This is a genomic window from Pseudomonas sp. NUPR-002 (assembly GCF_056322725.1).
On the sequence record NZ_CM150476.1, the window covers coordinates 459,228 to 476,668 of the forward strand.

Here is a 17,441-nt window from a genome sequence, read left to right on the forward strand (position 1 = left end):
GATTCAGAAATGCCGTTCGCGGCCGGCAAACAGGTCGCGTAGATTGCTGCGATGGCGCCAGACGATCAGCAGCGTCAGCACGCTGATCGGCAACAGCGCTTCCGGCTCGCGCCAGGCCAGCAATGGCAGGGTAAGGGGCGTGGCGATCAGTGCTGCCAACGAGCTGGTGCGAGTGAGGTAAAAGGTCAGCCCCCAGGCGCCGATAGCCAGCAATGCTGCCGGTGGGTACAGGCCCAGCAGCAGGCCGGCGGCGGTGGCGACACCTTTGCCGCCGCGGAAGCAGAAGTACACGGGGAACAGGTGGCCGATAACCGCGCACACGCCAATCCAGGCCTGTTGCTGCAGGTCGAGGCCGGCAAGATTGGCGATCAGCACCGGCAGCAAGCCCTTGCACAGGTCGCCAAGCAGGGTCAGGACCGCCAGTTTGCGGCCGGCCAGGCGCAGCATATTGGTTGCACCGGCATTGCCTGAACCGCTCGAACGCGGGTCCGGGCTGCCATTGAGGCGGCTTAGGAGAATGGCAAAGGACAGCGAGCCGAGCAGGTAGGCGAGCAGCGCCAGCAACCAAAACATGCTAACTATTCCGGGCGAGGACGCCCTGATTCTAACGGCGCCAGTCGCCCTTGTCGTGCAGTGGAGAGAAGTGCTTGGACAGAGTGTTCATCGAAGGCCTGGAAGTCGATACCGTAATCGGTGCCTATGACTGGGAGCGGGGTATTCGTCAGTGCCTGCGTCTGGACCTGCGATTTGCCTGGGATAACCGTCCGGCTGCAGCGGGCGACGACCTGACCCTGGCGCTCGACTACGCCAGTGTCACGGCGCGCATTCAGGCATTCGCCGAGAAATCCGAGTTCCAATTGGTTGAGACCTTTGCCGAGCGTCTGGCCGCCGTGTTGATGAATGAGTTCCAGATCCCCTGGCTGCAGCTCAAGCTGACCAAGCCTGGCGCGGTATCGGCCGCCACCGGAGTGGGTGTGGAGATCGAGCGCGGATGTCTCTGAACCGGGTTTATCTTGGTCTTGGCAGCAATGTCGAGCGTGAGCGGCATTTGACTGCAGGGCTGGATGCGCTGGCTGAAATACTGACCGATATGTGCTGTTCGGCGGTGTTCGAAAGCCAGGCGGTGGGTATCAAGAGTGGGCCCTTTTTCAATCTGGTGGTAACCGGGCTGACCAGCCTGCCGTTGATGGAGCTCGACCGTCGGCTCAAGTTCATCGAAGCCGATAACGGCCGTTATGCGCCTGAGCGCAAAGGCTTGCCGCTGGATATCGATGTGCTGATGTACAACGACCTGCATGGCAGCTTCGATGGTTTGGTGCTGCCGCGGGCAGAGATTCTGAAAAATGCCTTTGTGCTGTGGCCGTTGTCATTGATCGCGCCGCAGCTGGTGCATCCGGGCGTGGGCAAGAGCATTGCTCAGCTGTGGGCTGAGGCGCAGATTGAGCAGGTGCTGGCGCCGGTGCCGTTCGAGTGGCGTGGGCAGCAGTTGACCAGTCTTTGATTGATCGCGGGGCAAGCCCGCTCCTACAGGCCCGTAGGAGCGGGCTTGCCCCGCGATGCCTTCAACCGCTAACGCTGCCCTTGTAGGCTTTCAACGCCTTCAGGCGCTCACCCTTGAGCGCATCACCCAGTGCTTGCCCGGTCAGGCCTTTCTGTACCAGCGGTTGCACTTGCACCGCCCGCGCCGCCGCAGCTGCACCGCGCAGGTATTCCGCCTGCGGATAGTCGCGTTGCTCCAGGCCTTTGCGCCCCCGGGCGTCCATTTCGCAGGCGGCAATGAACTCCTCGAAGCGCTGTGGCCGACGGTAAACATCAAAGCTCTGCAGCAGCTCCAGCAAGGTCGAAGCCTTGAGCTCCAGGGCGCGGTGGCAATGGGTGTGGTACTCGCCGACCAACATCGCCAGCTCCTGGCAGTCGCGTGGCACCTTGAAGCGCTGATTGACCGCTTTGATCAGCTTGAGCCCACGATGTTCGTGAGCGATGTGCCGAGGCCATTCCTCCTGCGGGGTCAGCCCTTTGCCCAGGTCGTGCAGCAGGCATGCCCAGCGTACGCTCAGGGGCTGCTGGTGCTGTGCGGCTTGTTCCAGCACTGCCAGGGTGTGGATGCCGCTGTCGATTTCGGGGTGGTGCGCAGGTGGTTGTGGTACGCCAAACAGCGCGTCGAGCTCCGGGATCAGCTCACTCAGGGCGCCGCAATCGCGCAGTACCTGGATAAAAACCTGCGGTTGATCTTCCATCAGTGCCCGGGAAATTTCTTTCCAGCTGCGCTCGGCGGTCAGCGCTTGAAGCTCACCGGACTCGCTGAGCTGGCGCATCAGTTCAAGCGTCTCGGGGGCCACTGTGAAGCCCATTGCGGCGTAGCGCGCAGCAAAACGGGCGACGCGCAGAACCCTTAAAGGATCTTCGGCGAACGCCGGGGAAACGTGGCGCAAGATGCGCTCATCGAGGTCTTTCTTGCCGTTGTAGGGGTCGCAGACATTACCCTGTTCATCCTCGGCCATGGCGTTAATGGTCAGGTCGCGGCGGATCAGGTCTTCTTCAAGGGTGACCTCAGGGCTGGCATGGAAGGTGAAACCGCCGTAACCGCGTCCGCTCTTGCGCTCAGTGCGCGCCAGCGCGTACTCCTCGCCGCTTTTGGGGTGGATGAAAACCGGAAAGTCGGCGCCCACCGGCCGATAGCCAAGTGTCTGCATTTGCTCTGCGGTAGCGCCGACCACCACCCAGTCGATGTCACTGACCGGTTGGCCGAGCAGGCGGTCGCGCACGGCACCGCCGACTTTGTAGATCTGCATGTAAATCCTCCGTTGATGCCACAGGATACCCTGTCTGGCAGCAACGGAGGGGCAGGTCAGAGGTGTACGACGGCCAGGTCCAGGCGCCCGTACTCGGCTTCGCTGTGTTCGCCTTTGGGCGGCACATGGTGGGTTTTCATGATCTGGTCACCCTGCAGGGTTTCCAGGTGGATATCGAAGCCCCAGAGACGGTGCAGGTGCTTGAGGACCTCCTCGGTAGAATCACCCAGTGGTTTGCGGTCGTGTTGCTGGTGGCGCAGGGTCAGTGAGCGGTCGCCGCGACGGTCGATGCTCCAGATCTGTACGTTGGGTTCACGGTTGCCCAGGTTGTATTGGGCGGCAAGGGTTTCGCGAATGATCCGGTAGCCGCTTTCGTCATGGATGGCCGGCACCAGCAGGTCATCACGTTGGTCGTCATCGAGGATGCTGAACAGCTTCAGATCCCTGATCACCGTGGGCGACAGGTACTGCAGGATAAAACTCTCGTCCTTGAAACTGCTCATGGCGAACTTGATGGTCGAGAGCCAGTCGCTGCCGGCGATGTCGGGGAACCAGCGGCGGTCTTCTTCGGTGGGGTTTTCGCACATGCGCCGGATGTCGCGGTACATGGCAAAGCCCAGGGCATAAGGATTGATGCCGCTGTAGTAGGGGCTGTCGAATCCGGGCTGGAACACCACGCTGGTGTGCGACTGCAGGAACTCCATCATGAAACCTTCAGTCACCAGGCCTTCGTCATACAGGTCGTTCATCAGGGTGTAGTGCCAGAAGGTGGCCCAGCCTTCGTTCATCACCTGGGTCTGGCGCTGAGGGTAGAAGTACTGGGCGATCTTGCGCACGATGCGCACGATCTCGCGCTGCCAGGGCTCAAGCAGCGGCGCATGCTTCTCGATGAAGTAGAGAATGTTTTCCTGGGGCTCGGCCGGGAAGCGCGCGTTGTCACGTTCGCTGTTCTTGTCGGCGCCTTTGGGGATGGTTCGCCAAAGGTCATTGATTTGCTTCTGCAGGTGCTCTTCGCGCTCTTTCTGCCGGCGTCGTTCTTCCTCGGCGGAGATCGGGTAAGGGCGTTTGTAGCGGTCGACACCGTAGTTCATCAGGGCATGGCAAGAGTCGAGCAAATCCTCCACCGCATCAATGCCGTGGCGCTCCTCGCACTGGGTGATGTACTGCTTGGCAAACACCAGGTAGTCGATGATCGAACTGGCGTCTGTCCAGGTGCGGAACAGGTAGTTGCCCTTGAAGAAGCTGTTGTGGCCGTAGCAAGCGTGAGCGACGACCAGTGCCTGCATGCAGATGGTGTTTTCTTCCATCAGGTAGGCAATGCACGGGTCGGAGTTGATCACGATCTCGTAGGCCAGGCCCATCTGGCCGCGGCTGTAGGACTTTTCGGTGCTGAGGAAGTGTTTGCCGTAAGACCAATGGTGGTAACCCAGGGGCATGCCGACCGAGGCATAGGCGTCCATCATCTGCTCGGCGGTAATCACTTCGATCTGGTTAGGGTAGGTGTCCAGGGCATAGCGCTCGGCCAGGCGGCTGATTTCCCGGTCATAGGCCTGGATCAGTTCGAATGTCCATTCGGACCCGGTGGAAATGGGTTGGCGCTTCTGCTCTCTAGCGGTCATGTCACTAACCTGCGCTGGAAGAGTTCACGGAAGACCGGATAGATATCGCCGGCCGATACCAGCTGCTGCTGGGCGAACGTGTCGGCAAAGGCTTCGCCGATCCGTTCGTACTCGTACCACAATGCCTGATGTTCGCGGGGGGTGATCTCAACGTAAGTGTAGTACTGGACGAACGGCATGATCTGCTTGGTGAGGATCTCGCGGCAGATCGGCGAATCGTCGTTCCAGTTGTCACCGTCTGAGGCCTGAGCGGCGTAGATGTTCCATTCATTGGCCGGGTAGCGCTCGGCCATCACTTCCTGCATCAGCTTCAGGGCGCTGGAAACAATGGTGCCGCCGGTTTCCCGGGAGTAGAAAAACTCCTCTTCATCGACTTCGCGCGCGCTGGTGTGGTGGCGGATGAACACCACCTCGATTTTTTCGTAGTTACGCTTGAGGAACAGGTACAAGAGGATGAAAAAGCGCTTGGCGATGTCCTTGGTAGCCTGGGTCATGGAGCCGGAGACGTCCATCAGGCAAAACATCACCGCTTTCGAGCTGGGGTTGGGTTGCTTGATCAGCAAGTTGTACTTGAGGTCGAAGGTATCAAGGAACGGTACACGGTTGATGCGTGCGCTCAATCGCTCGATTTCTGCTTCGATTTCCTGAATATCACCGAAGTTGTCTGGCTCTTCGCGCTTCAGACGCGCCAGTTCCTCTTGTGCCAGGCGCAGCTTGGCGCGGCTGCTGCCGGACAGGGCAATACGCCTTGCATGGGCCGAGCGCAGGGTGCGGATGATATTGATGCGTGACGGATTGCCTTCGTTGCTGATACCGGCGCGTACGGTCTTGAAGGTGTCTGTGCCGGCCAGATGACGCTTGATCAAGTTGGGCAGTTCGAGATCTTCGAACATGAACTCGAGAAATTCTTCCTGAGTAATCTGGAAGACGAACTCGTCCATGCCTTCGCCGGAATTGCCGGCCTTGCCGCGACCGCCACCTCCGCCGCCGCCTTGTGGCCGGGCAATGTGCTCCCCGGCGGTAAATTCCTTGTTGCCTGGGTGTACCACGGTTTGTTTGCCGCCGCGGCCATGGTGAAGCACCGGTTCGTCGATATCGCGTCCGGGGATGCTGATCTGCTCGCCATGCTCCATATCGGTAATAGAACGGCGGCTCACGGCCTCTTCGACGGCTTTCTTGATGTGGTCACGGTAACGCCGCAAAAAGCGCTGGCGGTTGACCGTGCTCTTGTTCTTGCCGTTCAGGCGTCGGTCGATCACATAGCTCATAGGCCCCTCCGGGTTTAGGCGGTAGCTGCGCAAGCTGCAAGCTGCAAACTCCAAGTTGCAAGTTCGGGCACGCCGGTGATGCGTGCGCCGGACTTGCAGCTAAATGCTTGCTGCTTGCAGCTCCTGCCGCTTATTGCGATTTCCTGACCCGCAGGTACCATTCCGAGAGCAACCGGACTTGCTTGTCTGTGTAGCCGCGTTCCACCATCCGGGTGACGAAGTCGTTGTGTTTCTGTTGGTCCTCTTTGCTGGCTTTGGCGTTGAAGCTGATGACCGGCAGCAGGTCTTCGGTGTTGGAGAACATTTTCTTCTCGATCACCACCCGCAGTTTTTCGTAGCTCAGCCAGGTCGGGTTCTTGCCATTGTTGTTGGCCCGGGCACGCAGCACGAAATTGACGATCTCGTTGCGGAAATCCTTCGGATTGCTGATGCCTGCCGGTTTCTCGATCTTCTCCAGTTCTTCGTTGAGGGCGATACGGTTGAGGATTTCGCCGGTTTCCGGGTCGCGGTATTCCTGATCCTGAATCCAGAAGTCGGCGTACAGTACGTAGCGGTCGAAGATGTTCTGGCCGTATTCGCTGTAGGACTCCAGGTAGGCGGTCTGGATTTCCTTGCCGATGAACTCGATGTAACGCGGCGCCAGGTACTCTTTCAGGTAACGCAGGTAACGCTCGCGGACTTCGGCCGGGAATTGTTCCTGTTCAATCTGTTGCTCCAGCACGTAGAGCAAGTGCACCGGGTTGGCAGCAATCTCGTGCGGGTCGAAGTTGAAGACTTTCGAGAGGATCTTGAAGGCAAAGCGAGTCGACAGGCCGTTCATGCCCTCGTCAACACCGGCCGCGTCGCGGTATTCCTGTATCGACTTGGCTTTGGGGTCGGTGTCTTTGAGGTTTTCCCCGTCGTACACGCGCATTTTCGAGTAGATGTTCGAGTTTTCCGGCTCTTTCAGGCGAGACAGCACGGTGAACTGCGCGAGCATCTTCAGGGTGTCGGGCGCGCAGTGGGCCTTGGCCAGCGAGCTGTTGAACAGCAACTTGTCGTAGATCTTGATCTCGTCGCTGACGCGCAGGCAGTACGGCACTTTGACGATGTAGATCCGGTCAATGAAGGCTTCGTTGTTCTTGTTGTTGCGGAAGCTGTGCCATTCCGATTCGTTGGAGTGGGCCAGCAGAATCCCGGAGTACGGGATGGCGCCCAGGCCTTCGGTACTGTTGTAGTTACCTTCCTGGGTTGCAGTCAGCAATGGGTGCAGCACCTTGATCGGCGCCTTGAACATCTCGACGAATTCCATCAGGCCCTGGTTGGCCCGGCACAGTGCGCCCGAATAGCTGTAGGCGTCGGCGTCGTTCTGTGGGTATTCCTCGAGTTTGCGGATATCGACTTTACCGACCAGGGCAGAGATATCCTGGTTGTTCTCGTCACCCGGCTCGGTCTTGGCCACGGCAATCTGGTTGAGGATCGACGGGTACAGCTTGACCACTTTGAACTGGCTGATGTCGCCCCCGAACTCAGCCAGTCGTTTGGTAGCCCATGGCGACATGATGGTGTTCAGGTAGCGCCGCGGGATGCCGAAGTCCTCTTCGAGGATCGCGCCGTCTTCAGTGGCGTTGAACAACCCCAGAGGCGACTCGAATACCGGTGAACCCTTGATGGCGTAGAAGGGCACCTTTTCCATCAGTTGTTTCAGTTTCTCGGCCAGGGACGACTTACCGCCACCCACAGGGCCGAGCAGGTAGAGGATCTGTTTCTTCTCTTCCAGCCCCTGGGCTGCATGACGGAAGTAAGACACGATCTGGTCGATGCACTCTTCCATGCCATGGAAGTCTTCAAAGGCTGGGTAGCGGCGGATCACCTTGTTGGAGAAGATTCGCGACAGCCTGGAGTTGTTCGAGGTATCGACCAGTTCCGGCTCACCGATAGCCATCAACAGGCGTTCAGCTGCCGATGCATAAGCGCTGCGATCCTTTTTGCAGAGCTCAAGGTATTCCTGCAGCGAAAGTTCTTCCTGACGGGTGGACTCGAAACGTTGTTGGAAGTGGCTAAAAATACTCATGACGTCACCTCGCTCGATACGTGGAGCCGACGCCGGATCAGTCAGCTGATGCTGGCATGCAATCGGCACTACCGATTGCTGTATACCCCCCAGAACACCTGTAAAGTCGCTACCGATGACCCGCACGCCGGTGTACCGGCTCTCCCCTTTTTGGATGGCCTGGACTTAAGAATAGTTGGTTCTCGGCGAGGTCAAGGGCGCGTGGATGAATTGTTGCCTGTGACCGTTCGTCAGGTCAGGCGCCAGCCCGCACAGGGCGCGGGCTGCAGGAGATGAAAAAAATTATTCGGCAGTGCCTTGAGCGGTTTCTGCCGGGTAGGTGCCACGCCACAGCTCGAAGCCACCGTCGAGGCTGTAAACGTCAGAAAAGCCTTGGCTGACCAGATAAGCAGCAGCGCTTTGGCTGGAATTACCGTGATAGCAAACCACCACGGTGGGGGCGTCCAGGTCGGCGCCGCGGATGAAGTCTGCCACCGAGTGGTTGTCCAGGTGCCGGGAGCCGGTAATGTGGCCAAGGGCATAGGTTTGCGGGTCGCGAATATCGACCACGACCGCACCTTGCTCACGCAACGCCTGGGCTTGCTCGGGAGGGATGCGTTTGAATTCGCTCATGGGTACGGTTTCCTTCAGGACTGGTGGTTCATTCTAGCGGGTTGCTCAGCTGTCGGCTGCACCCGGGGGGTACCTTCGTCGGTGCATTCGCAGCGATGAAAGGCACCGCTATCGACGTTGTACAAGGTCATGGCGCCACCCCAGACGCAGCCGGTGTCCAGTGCAATCACGCCGGGTTCCTTGCAGCGGCCTTCGAGTGCTGCCCAGTGGCCGAAGATGATCTTCACATGCCGCGAGCGACGACCTTTATGGGCGAACCAGGGCTTGTAGCCGGGCGGGGCGGTATCGGCGCCTTCCTTGCCTTTGAGGTCGAGCTTGCCCTCGCTGGTGCAAAAGCGCATGCGCGTGAAGTAATTGGTGATCACCCGCAGGCGGGTGACGCCGCTGAGGTCTTTGCTCCACTTGTTGGGCTCGTTGCCATACATGCCGTCGAGGTAAGGCTTGAGGCGGTTGTCGTCGCGCAATACCTCTTCAACTTCACTCGCCAGCTCCAGCGCCTTGCCCAGTGTCCACTGCGGCGGAATACCGGCGTGGACTAGCACCACACCGCGTTGCTCGTCGTAGTGCAGCAGCTTTTGGCGACGCAGCCAGTCGAGCAGTTCGCCCGCGTCGGGAGCGTCGAGGATCTCGCGCAGGGTATCGCTTTTTTTCAGGCGCTCGATGTTATGCCAGGCCGCGAGCAGGTGCAGGTCGTGGTTGCCGAGCACACACACCAGCGAGTCGCGAATGGAGTACAGGAAGCGCAAGGTTTCCAGTGATTCCGGGCCACGGTTAACCAGGTCGCCAACCAACCACAGGCGATCGACCGCAGGGTTGAAGTTGACGCGCTCAAGCAGGCACTTCAACGGTTGCAGGCAGCCTTGCAGGTCGCCAACGGCGTATACCGCCATCAGTGCAGGGCTCCGGGAACGGCAAGGCGGAATGGGGCAATGATGGCGTCGAAACGCTTACCGTCTTCGGCATGCATCTGGTAGGTGCCCTGCATGGTGCCGACCTGGGTGCTGATCACGGCGCCGCTGCTGTAGGTATGGCTCTTGCCCGGTTCGATCAGCGGTTGCTGGCCGATCACGCCGGCGCCCTTTACTTCTTCGACCTGGCCATCGCCGTTGGTAATCAGCCAATGGCGCGACAGCAGCTTGGCCGGTAGCGAGCCATTGTTCTGCACGGTGATGGTGTAGGCGAAGGCGAAACGTTCGTTTTCGGGGTCGGATTGTTCTTTGAGGAAGCGGGTCACGACACTGACGTCGATCTGGTAACGGGGATCTGACATGCAAGGGGCCTTGGAAACAGACGCGGATACGGCAATTGTGTCCAGTCTAGGCCATTGGCGGGGGTGCCGGCCAGTCATGCAGGGATGACTGGCCGTTGACGGGCCTTAGTGGCTGCCTTGTTGCTCGGCCAGTTTGTCGGCCAGGCGGACGAAAGCGGCCAGGTCCAGCTGTTCTGGGCGCAGGCTACCGTCGACACCGGCAGCCTCGATGGCATCGCTGCTGAGCAGGGCTTTGAGGGTGTTGCGCAAGGTTTTACGGCGTTGGTTGAAGGCTTCGCGAACGATGCGCTCAAGCAGGCGATGGTCCTTGGCAGGGAAGGGCAGGGTTTCGTGTGGGACCAGGCGAACGATGGCCGAGTCGACCTTCGGCGGCGGGTTGAACGCGCCAGGCCCGACGTTGAACAAGTGTTCGACCCGGCAGTGGTACTGCACCATGATCGACAGTCGCCCCCAGTCACCGCCACCGGGACCTGCAGCCAGGCGCTCGACCACTTCCTTTTGCAGCATGAAGTGCATGTCGCGGATCAGCTCGGCGTTGCTCAGCAGGTGGAAGATCAGCGGCGTGGAAATGTTGTACGGCAAGTTGCCGACTACGCGCAGGCTGTTAGGGGCAGCGCCGAGGCTGGTGAAGTCGAACTTCAGGGCGTCGCCCTGGTGCAGGCGGAAGTTGTCTCGGCCGGCAAATTGCTGGTTGAGAATCGGCACCAGGTCTTTATCCAGCTCGACGACGTCGAGCTGTGCACCGCTGCCCAGCAAGCCTTCGGTCAGGGCACCCTGACCCGGGCCGATTTCCAGCATGCGGTCGCTGGCCTTGGCATTGATCGAGCGCAGGATGCGGTCGATGACGCCGGCATCGTGCAGAAAGTTCTGGCCGAAGCGCTTACGCGCCCGGTGTTGGTATTGCTCACTCATTTTCGGGTCTCGGCCATCTGGTAGGCGGTTTCCAGGGCGACCTGCAGGCTGCCGGTGTCAATCCGGCCGCTACCGGCCAGATCCAGGGCAGTGCCGTGGTCGACCGAGGTGCGGATGATCGGCAGGCCCAGGGTCACGTTCACGGCAGCGCCAAAGCCTTTGTACTTGAGTACCGGCAAGCCTTGGTCGTGGTACATCGCCAGCACTGCGTCGCAGTGCTCCAGATATTTGGGGGTAAACAGGGTGTCGGCAGGCAATGGGCCGCGCAGGTCCATGCCTTCGCTGCGCAGGCGCGCCAACGTGGGTTCAATGGTGTCGATTTCTTCGGAGCCGAGGTGGCCACCTTCACCGGCATGTGGATTCAGGCCGCATACCAGAATGCGTGGACTGGCGATGCCGAATTTTTGCTGCAGGTCGGCGTGGAGAATGCGCGTGACCCGTTCCAGGCGCTCGCTGGTAATGGCATCGGCCACATCGCGCAGCGGCAGGTGGGTGGTCACCAGCGCCACGCGCAGCCCGCGAGTGGCAAGCATCATCACCACTTGCGTGGTGTGGGTGAGGTCGGCGAGGAATTCGGTGTGGCCGGAGAAGGCAATACCGCTCTCGTTGATCACGCCCTTGTGTACCGGGGCGGTGATCATCCCGGCGAAATGCCCATCCAGGCAGCCCAGGCCCGCACGGGTCAAGGTTTCGAGGACGAATGCAGCATTGGCTTTGTCGAGCTGGCCGGCCACCACCGGGTTCTGCAGTGGCGTGTCCCACACATACAGGCTGCCGGCAGGGGCAGGCTGGTCAGGAAAACTGTCTGGTTTAACCGGTAGCAGGCTGATCGCCACGCCCAGCTGTGTGGCCCGCTCGGCGAGCAGGTCACAGCTGGTGATGGCAATCAGAGGGTGCGGCTGGGCTTGCGCGGCGAGCAGCAGGCACAGGTCAGGACCTATGCCGGCCGGTTCGCCAGGTGTGAGGGCGAAGCGCTGAGGTTTCACGGGGCAACCTGAGTCGCGCCAGGAAGCTTGATTTCAACGTAGGCTTCGTCGCGGATCTGACGCAGCCAGGTTTGCAGCTCTTCATCGTACTTGCGGTTACGCAGGACGTTCATGGCTTGCTGCTCGCGGGCCTGTTCGGTGCTGTCAGTGGCACGACGGCCAAGGACTTCAAGCACGTGCCAGCCGTACTGGGTCTTGAACGGTTTGGTGACCTGGCCTTGCTGGGCACTGGCCATTTCTTCGCGGAACTCAGGTACCAGTGCGTTCGGGTCGATCCAGTTCAGGTCGCCACCGTTGAGGGCGGAACCCGGATCTTCAGAGAAGCTCTTCGCCAGTTGGGCGAAGTCTTCGCCGTTCTGAATGCGCTCGTAGAGTTTCTCCGCCAGGGCCTTGGTGGCCTCTTCGCTGCGGATCTCGCTTGGCTTGATCAGGATATGACGAACATGTACTTCGTCACGCACCATGCTCGAGCCGCCACGTTTTTCTTGAAGCTTGAGGATGATGAAGCCGCCCGGAGTGCGGACTGGCTCGGTGACATCGCCGACCGACATGGAGCTCAGCAGGCGATCGAACGGCGGTGGCAACTGAGCGGCTTTACGCCAGCCCATTTCACCACCTTCCAGCGCGCTTTCGCTCGCCGAGCGGGCGATAGCCATCTGGGCGAAGTCAGCCCCTTGCTTGAGTTGCTGGTACACCTCGCCTGCTTGTCTGGCAGCCGCCTGAATGCTGGCCGAGTCGGCCCGTTCAGGGGTCGGGATGAGGATGTTGGCCAGGCGGTACTCTTCGGACAGCTGCATCTTGCCCATGTCCGAGGCGAGGAAGTTCTTTACTTCCTGCTCCGAGACCTGGATGCGCTCAGCCACACGGCGCTGACGCACACGGCTGATGATCATCTCGCGACGTACCTGCTCGCGGGCATCTTCATACGACAGGCCGTCACGTGCCAGGGCGGCGCGGAACTGCTCCAGGCTCATGCCATTGCGCTGGGCAATGGTGCCGATGGCCTGGTTCAATTCTTCATCGGTGATGCGGATGCCCGAGCGGTCGCCGATCTGCAGCTGCAGGTTTTCGACGATCAGGCGTTCGAGCACCTGCTGATCGAGCACGCCCGGAGGTGGCGCAGAACCACCGCGCTTGGCGATGGTTTGCTCGACTTCGCGCACGCGCTGGTCCAGTTGGCTTTTCATGACCACGTCGTTATCGACGATGGCCACAACGCTATCCAGAGTCTGCACGGCGGCATGCGCCGTGCTGCTCAGCAATACAGCGCCCAGCAACAGCGGGCGCAGACAATCAGTAAGCTTGGTCTTCACGTGTACGATAACCTTGAATGCCCTGGTCGAGGAACGACTCGACCTTGTTGCCCACTACGCCGCCGAGGCCTTTCAGCACAATCTGCAGGAAGACGCCGTGGTCGCCTTTTTCGTTTTGTGGAGTTGCCTGGCTGAAGTCGTCGTAATCGATCCAGTAACGGTTGATCAGACGCAGCTTCCAGCAGCAGTTGTCGTACTCGAAACCACCGAAGGCTTCCAGGGTACGGTTGCGGTTGTAGTCATGTTGCCAGCGAGCGATTGCAGTCCACTGTGGAACGATTGGCCACATGACCGAAAAGTCATGTTGCTGGATCTTGTAGTAGTCCTTGACGTAGTTCGCATCTCCCGGCTTGCCGTAGTCGCCGCCACCTACTTGCCACTGGCCAGTAGTGCTGTTGTAGGAGACCGTGTCGTTTCGGTAGCGGTAACCGAGGTTGACGACCTTGTTCACGTTGTCTTCAGGCTGATAATGGAACATCGCGCTGCCGGAGCGGGTGCTGCGGCTGTCCGGGTCCCAGTTGAAATCGGAGTTGAAGCGCCAGTCACGGTTGAAGCGGTAAGCGTATTCCAGGGCATATGGCGAGACGTCGGAGAGCGAGTCTTCGCGATTACGATAGTCAATACCCGGCAACTGGACCTTGCGATCCTTGAAGTACAGTGCTTGACCAACACTAAAGCGTTGGCGCTCGAAGCCGTTTTCTTCGATCCAGCGATTGGTGACGCCCAGCGACAGCTTGTTCTCGTCGCCAATCCGGTCGCGACCGCTGAAGCGGTTGTCACGGAACAGCGAGGCGTAGTTGAACGTTCTTTCACTGCTGTCGAAGAGAGGGATATCTTGCTGGTCTTCGTACGGCACGTACAAGTAGTACAGGCGCGGTTCCAGTGTCTGGCGATAGTTGGTTCCAAACCACTGGGTGTTACGGTCGAAGTACAGGCCACTGTCGATGTTGAAGACTGGCACATTACGCGTTTGCGTGCTCTTGAAGTGTCCTTGGACATCAGTAGCGGTTGCAGCCTGCGCTTTACCCTGGCTATCCAGATCAAGATCGTAATGTGTGGTGATGTACTTGATCGATGGGGTCAGGTAGCCATAAGTTTCAGTAAACGGCAGGCTGATTTGCGGCGAAACATTCAAACGCGTGCCGTTCGAACGTGCAATACCAAAGATGTTTTGATCCAGGCGGCGGCCTGGAACCCCGGCACCGGTGTCGGGTTGGCCGTCCTCGTCCAGAACGAAGTCATCTTTCAAATCGCGGTCAAATCGGACCGCTTCGGTGTCGTAACTAAAGTTTAGACCACCTGGGTGGTAAGGCAGCATCCCGCCAAAGGTAACCTGTGGCAAACGATCGTACGGGGTGATCTTGGAGATGGTTGCCATCTCGTAGGCCAGCATATTCAATCGTGCAGTATAATTTTCGCCACGATAGGTCAATGCACCTTGCTGGGTGACATAGTCCTTACTGTCAATGCCAACCTGTGCAGACTCCAAGTCCTGGAAGTAGAACGGATCGCTGATGTCGGTGTAATCGACCTCAGTCAGCAAGCGCTCATCCAGTCCGCCCTTGTGCTGCCAGTTGACCATCCAGCGCTTTTCTTTGTAGTCCGTCTGCTCTTTACGATCATCATTCTTGTCATTCAGGTAAGCACCGCCGAACTGACCTTCACTGGACTTGGTCAGATAACGGAACTCGCCTTCCATCAACAGGCCGCGCTTGGCCATGTAGCGTGGATACAAGGTAGCGTCGTAGTTTGGCGCCAGGTTGAAGTAGTACGGCGTGACCAGCATGAAGCCGGTGTCGCTGCTGGTGCTGAACGACGGCGGCAGGAAGCCGGACTGACGACGGTCGTCGATCGGGAAGTAGATGTACGGTGTGTAGAACACCGGAATATCCTTAACCCGCAGGGTGACGTTGGTCGCGGTACCGAAGCCGGTGGCCGGGTTCAGGGTGATGTTGTTGCCCTTCAACTGCCAGGCGTTGCTGTTCGGCTCACAGGTGGTATAGGTACCGTCCTTGAGGCGAATGATGGCGTTTTCGGCACGCTTGGCGTACAGCGCACTGCCGCGGATGCGCGACTTGTGCATGACGTACTCGGCGTTGTCGACCTTGGCTTCGCCAGTGTCGAGTTGGATGTCGGCATGATCGCCCACGACCAACGAGCCGTTGTCACGAATCTTGACGTTGCCGCTGAGTTCGCCGCGGTTCTCGGCCTGATACAGGTTGGCCTCGTCGGCTTCAACCTGCATGCTGCCCTGGCGCATGACCACATCACCGGCGAGGGTGGCGATCTGCTGTTCCTGTTGGTAGCGGGAGACCTTGGCGCCAATGAATGTCGGGGCTTCGTCTTTCGGCGTGGTGTCATCCATGCCCGGACGGGTCGGCTCGATGTAGGCACCGGCACAGTACGGCCCGGTTTCGGCAAGTTGTGCAGGGGTCAGTTGATCGCGCGGCACCCAGTCCAGGTGGCTGGCGTCGACACTGCGGGTTTTGAGGGCGCGGCCTTTGCTCTCGGTAACGAGCATCGTGCCATTGCCAGCCTCGGCTGCAGCTTCGCCAGCCTCAGCAGTGGCTTCGCCAGTCGCACTGGCAGCAGCGCCCGGATGCACCGGACGAGGCGGCAGCGTAGCGGCGTTGGCCTTGGGCTTGCAGTCCCAGCCTCCGGCAGCAGACACTTGGCAATCGAATTGCTCTGCGGCGACCACATACGAGGTGGCCAGAGGTTGCAGCGCCAGCAGACCGCCGGTGACCAGCAACGGAAATTTTTTACGAAACGCGGGGGATTTCAATGCCATCTTATTAGTCCGGGCTTCCTGCGTGCCATCTGCCCGCGTGTGGGGCCGCACGCCTCTCGATGGTCTGAAAAAGATGCTGGATAATAAAGCATGACCCGCTTGACGGCTAGGGCCGTCGGAGACCCTTGTAATGCCTGATCACGATGTACGCCTGCAACACCTCACTGTCTGGCTCGAAGAACAACTTGCCCACCTGTTCCTGAAACAGGGCTGGGGTGCGGTTCCAGCGGCTAACCTGACCGCTGCCAGCAGCGACGCCAGCTTCCGCCGTTACTTCCGCTGGCAGGCCGAAGGTCACAGTTTTATTGTCATGGATGCCCCCCCGCCGCAGGAAAACTGCCGCCCCTTCGTCGATATCGCCCAGCTGTTGGCTAGCGCCGAGGTCAATGTACCGGTCATTCATGCTCAGGATCTGGAGCGTGGCTTCTTGCTACTGAGCGACCTCGGTACCCAGACTTACCTCGATGTGATCAACGCCGAAAACGCCGATGGCTTGTTCGATGACGCCATCGAAGCGCTGCTGGCCTTTCAGCAGTTGCCAATGGACGCACCGTTGCCGAGTTATGACGTCGCCCTGTTGCGCCGTGAGCTTGAGCTGTTTCCCGAGTGGTACGTGGGGCGTGAGCTGGGGTTGGGCTTTACCGATGCACAACTGGCCCTCTGGCAGCGCATCAGCACACTGTTGATCGACAGCGCCCTGGCTCAGCCCAAAGTTTTGGTGCACCGCGACTTTATGCCGCGCAACCTGATGCAGAGCACTCCTAACCCCGGGGTACTGGACTTCCAGGATGCCGTTTATGGGCCGGTCACCTATGACGTTACCTGCTTGTTCAAGGATGCTTTCCTGAGCTGGCCAAAAGCGCGGGTTGAAGGTTGGTTGAAGGACTACTGGCAACGGGCGCAGGCCAAAGGCATTCCGGTGCAGGCTGATTTCGAAGACTTCTACCGTGCCAGTGACCTGATGGGGGTGCAGCGCCACCTCAAAGTCATCGGCATTTTTGCGCGTATCTGCCATCGCGATGGCAAGCCGCGTTACCTGACCGACGTGCCGCGCTTCTTCGCCTATATAGATGAAGTGATTGCCCGCCGTCCGGAGCTGGCCGAGCTGGATGAGTTGATCGAAAGCCTGCAGGCTGCAGGCGGGGCACGTCCATGAAGGCGATGATTCTTGCAGCAGGTAAAGGTGAGCGGATGCGCCCGCTCACCCTGCACACGCCCAAACCCTTGCTGCCAGTCGCGGGGGTGCCCTTGATCGAGTACCACCTGCGTGCGCTGCAGGCTGCCGGTTTTAAAGACGTGGTGATCAACCACGCCTGGCTCGGTGAGCAAATCGAAGCGCATCTGGGCACTGGTGCCGGGTGGGGCCTGAATATCAGCTATTCACCTGAAGGCGAGCCGCTGGAGACCGGCGGCGGAATCTTCAAGGCGCTGCCCTTACTCGGCAATCAGCCCTTTGTGCTGGTTAATGGTGATGTCTGGACTGATTACGACTTCACGCGTTTGCCGCAACAGCCCGCAGGGCTCGCCCATCTGGTGCTGGTCGACAATCCGGGGCATCACGGCAAGGGCGATTTCTGTCTGCAGCAGGGCCAGGTCAGTGATGGTCAGGACGGTGCAGCGACCTTGACCTACAGCGGCATCGCCGTCATCGATCCTGCGCTGTTCGAAGGTTGTAGCACGGGTGCTTTCAAGTTGGCGCCATTGCTGCGTGAAGCCATGGCGTCGGGGCAGGTCAGCGGCGAACACTTCGCCGGTCACTGGGTGGATGTCGGTACGCAGGAGCGCCTGGCTGAGGTCGAGCAATTGATCAAAGGGCGCGGATAAC

16 protein-coding genes are annotated in these 17,441 nt (G+C 59.6%); 4 read left to right on the top strand and 12 right to left on the bottom strand.

What is annotated here, in order from left to right; all coding sequences use genetic code 11:
• Nucleotides 1-3 precede the first annotated feature (3 nt).
• A complete protein-coding gene (gene plsY, locus ACVWSC_RS02035; protein ID WP_442111765.1) occupies nucleotides 4-573 on the bottom strand; it encodes a glycerol-3-phosphate 1-O-acyltransferase PlsY in 570 nt (189 codons plus the stop codon).
• A 74-nt stretch (nucleotides 574-647) separates the two neighbouring features.
• Between plsY and folB the strand changes: the two genes are divergently transcribed.
• Both folB and folK read left to right on the top strand, forming a co-directional pair.
• Nucleotides 648-1,001: a dihydroneopterin aldolase gene (folB, locus tag ACVWSC_RS02040; RefSeq protein WP_442111767.1), complete on the top strand. Its 354-nt coding sequence runs from the start codon at nucleotides 648-650 to the stop codon at nucleotides 999-1,001.
• Nucleotides 992-1,501 carry a 2-amino-4-hydroxy-6-hydroxymethyldihydropteridine diphosphokinase gene (gene folK, locus ACVWSC_RS02045; RefSeq protein WP_442111769.1) on the top strand — a complete coding sequence of 170 codons (510 nt, stop codon included), beginning with the start codon at nucleotides 992-994 and terminating at the stop codon, nucleotides 1,499-1,501. Before folB ends, folK begins: the two co-directional genes overlap by 10 nt.
• Before the next feature lie 61 nt (nucleotides 1,502-1,562).
• On the opposite strand, the gene ACVWSC_RS02050 is transcribed toward folK, so the two are convergent.
• The 11 genes from ACVWSC_RS02050 to ACVWSC_RS02100 form a co-directional block, all read right to left on the bottom strand.
• On the bottom strand, nucleotides 1,563-2,792 hold the full coding sequence (locus tag ACVWSC_RS02050) for a multifunctional CCA addition/repair protein (RefSeq protein ID WP_442111771.1): 1,230 nt from the start codon (nucleotides 2,790-2,792) through the stop codon (nucleotides 1,563-1,565).
• Nucleotides 2,793-2,848: 56 nt separating this feature from the next.
• Nucleotides 2,849-4,411, bottom strand: a complete 1,563-nt coding sequence (locus ACVWSC_RS02055) for a SpoVR family protein (protein ID WP_133214226.1) — start codon at nucleotides 4,409-4,411, stop codon at nucleotides 2,849-2,851.
• Complete coding sequence (locus ACVWSC_RS02060) at nucleotides 4,408-5,679, bottom strand: YeaH/YhbH family protein (RefSeq protein ID WP_442111773.1); 1,272 nt, start codon at nucleotides 5,677-5,679, stop codon at nucleotides 4,408-4,410. The genes ACVWSC_RS02055 and ACVWSC_RS02060 overlap by 4 nt, the downstream gene beginning before the upstream one ends.
• Before the next feature lie 130 nt (nucleotides 5,680-5,809).
• The gene (locus tag ACVWSC_RS02065; protein ID WP_442111775.1) at nucleotides 5,810-7,732 is read right to left on the bottom strand and encodes a PrkA family serine protein kinase; all 1,923 of its coding nucleotides are present in this window, start codon (nucleotides 7,730-7,732) and stop codon (nucleotides 5,810-5,812) included.
• A gap of 282 nt (nucleotides 7,733-8,014) precedes the next feature.
• Nucleotides 8,015-8,344: a thiosulfate sulfurtransferase GlpE gene (gene glpE, locus ACVWSC_RS02070; protein ID WP_157190935.1), complete on the bottom strand. Its 330-nt coding sequence runs from the start codon at nucleotides 8,342-8,344 to the stop codon at nucleotides 8,015-8,017.
• 14 nt (nucleotides 8,345-8,358) lie between these two features.
• Complete coding sequence (locus ACVWSC_RS02075) at nucleotides 8,359-9,234, bottom strand: symmetrical bis(5'-nucleosyl)-tetraphosphatase (RefSeq protein WP_442111777.1); 876 nt, start codon at nucleotides 9,232-9,234, stop codon at nucleotides 8,359-8,361.
• On the bottom strand, nucleotides 9,234-9,614 hold the full coding sequence (gene apaG / locus ACVWSC_RS02080) for a Co2+/Mg2+ efflux protein ApaG (protein ID WP_442111779.1): 381 nt from the start codon (nucleotides 9,612-9,614) through the stop codon (nucleotides 9,234-9,236). The genes ACVWSC_RS02075 and apaG overlap by 1 nt, the downstream gene beginning before the upstream one ends.
• Before the next feature lie 105 nt (nucleotides 9,615-9,719).
• Nucleotides 9,720-10,526 carry a 16S rRNA (adenine(1518)-N(6)/adenine(1519)-N(6))-dimethyltransferase RsmA gene (gene rsmA, locus ACVWSC_RS02085; RefSeq protein ID WP_442111781.1) on the bottom strand — a complete coding sequence of 269 codons (807 nt, stop codon included), beginning with the start codon at nucleotides 10,524-10,526 and terminating at the stop codon, nucleotides 9,720-9,722.
• Entirely contained in the window at nucleotides 10,523-11,512 is a 990-nt protein-coding gene (pdxA, locus tag ACVWSC_RS02090; protein WP_442111783.1) for a 4-hydroxythreonine-4-phosphate dehydrogenase PdxA, read from the bottom strand. Before pdxA ends, rsmA begins: the two co-directional genes overlap by 4 nt.
• Nucleotides 11,509-12,825, bottom strand: a complete 1,317-nt coding sequence (surA, locus tag ACVWSC_RS02095; protein WP_442111785.1) for a peptidylprolyl isomerase SurA — start codon at nucleotides 12,823-12,825, stop codon at nucleotides 11,509-11,511. The genes pdxA and surA overlap by 4 nt, the downstream gene beginning before the upstream one ends.
• Complete coding sequence (locus ACVWSC_RS02100; RefSeq protein WP_442111787.1) at nucleotides 12,806-15,616, bottom strand: LPS-assembly protein LptD; 2,811 nt, start codon at nucleotides 15,614-15,616, stop codon at nucleotides 12,806-12,808. Before ACVWSC_RS02100 ends, surA begins: the two co-directional genes overlap by 20 nt.
• 130 nt (nucleotides 15,617-15,746) lie before the next feature.
• Between ACVWSC_RS02100 and ACVWSC_RS02105 the strand changes: the two genes are divergently transcribed.
• Nucleotides 15,747-16,772: an aminoglycoside phosphotransferase family protein gene (locus ACVWSC_RS02105; protein ID WP_442111789.1), complete on the top strand. Its 1,026-nt coding sequence runs from the start codon at nucleotides 15,747-15,749 to the stop codon at nucleotides 16,770-16,772.
• Nucleotides 16,769-17,440, top strand: coding sequence for an N-acetylmuramate alpha-1-phosphate uridylyltransferase MurU (gene murU, locus ACVWSC_RS02110; protein ID WP_442111791.1), 672 nt, complete (start codon nucleotides 16,769-16,771; stop codon nucleotides 17,438-17,440). Before ACVWSC_RS02105 ends, murU begins: the two co-directional genes overlap by 4 nt.
• Nucleotide 17,441: the final 1 nt, after the last annotated feature.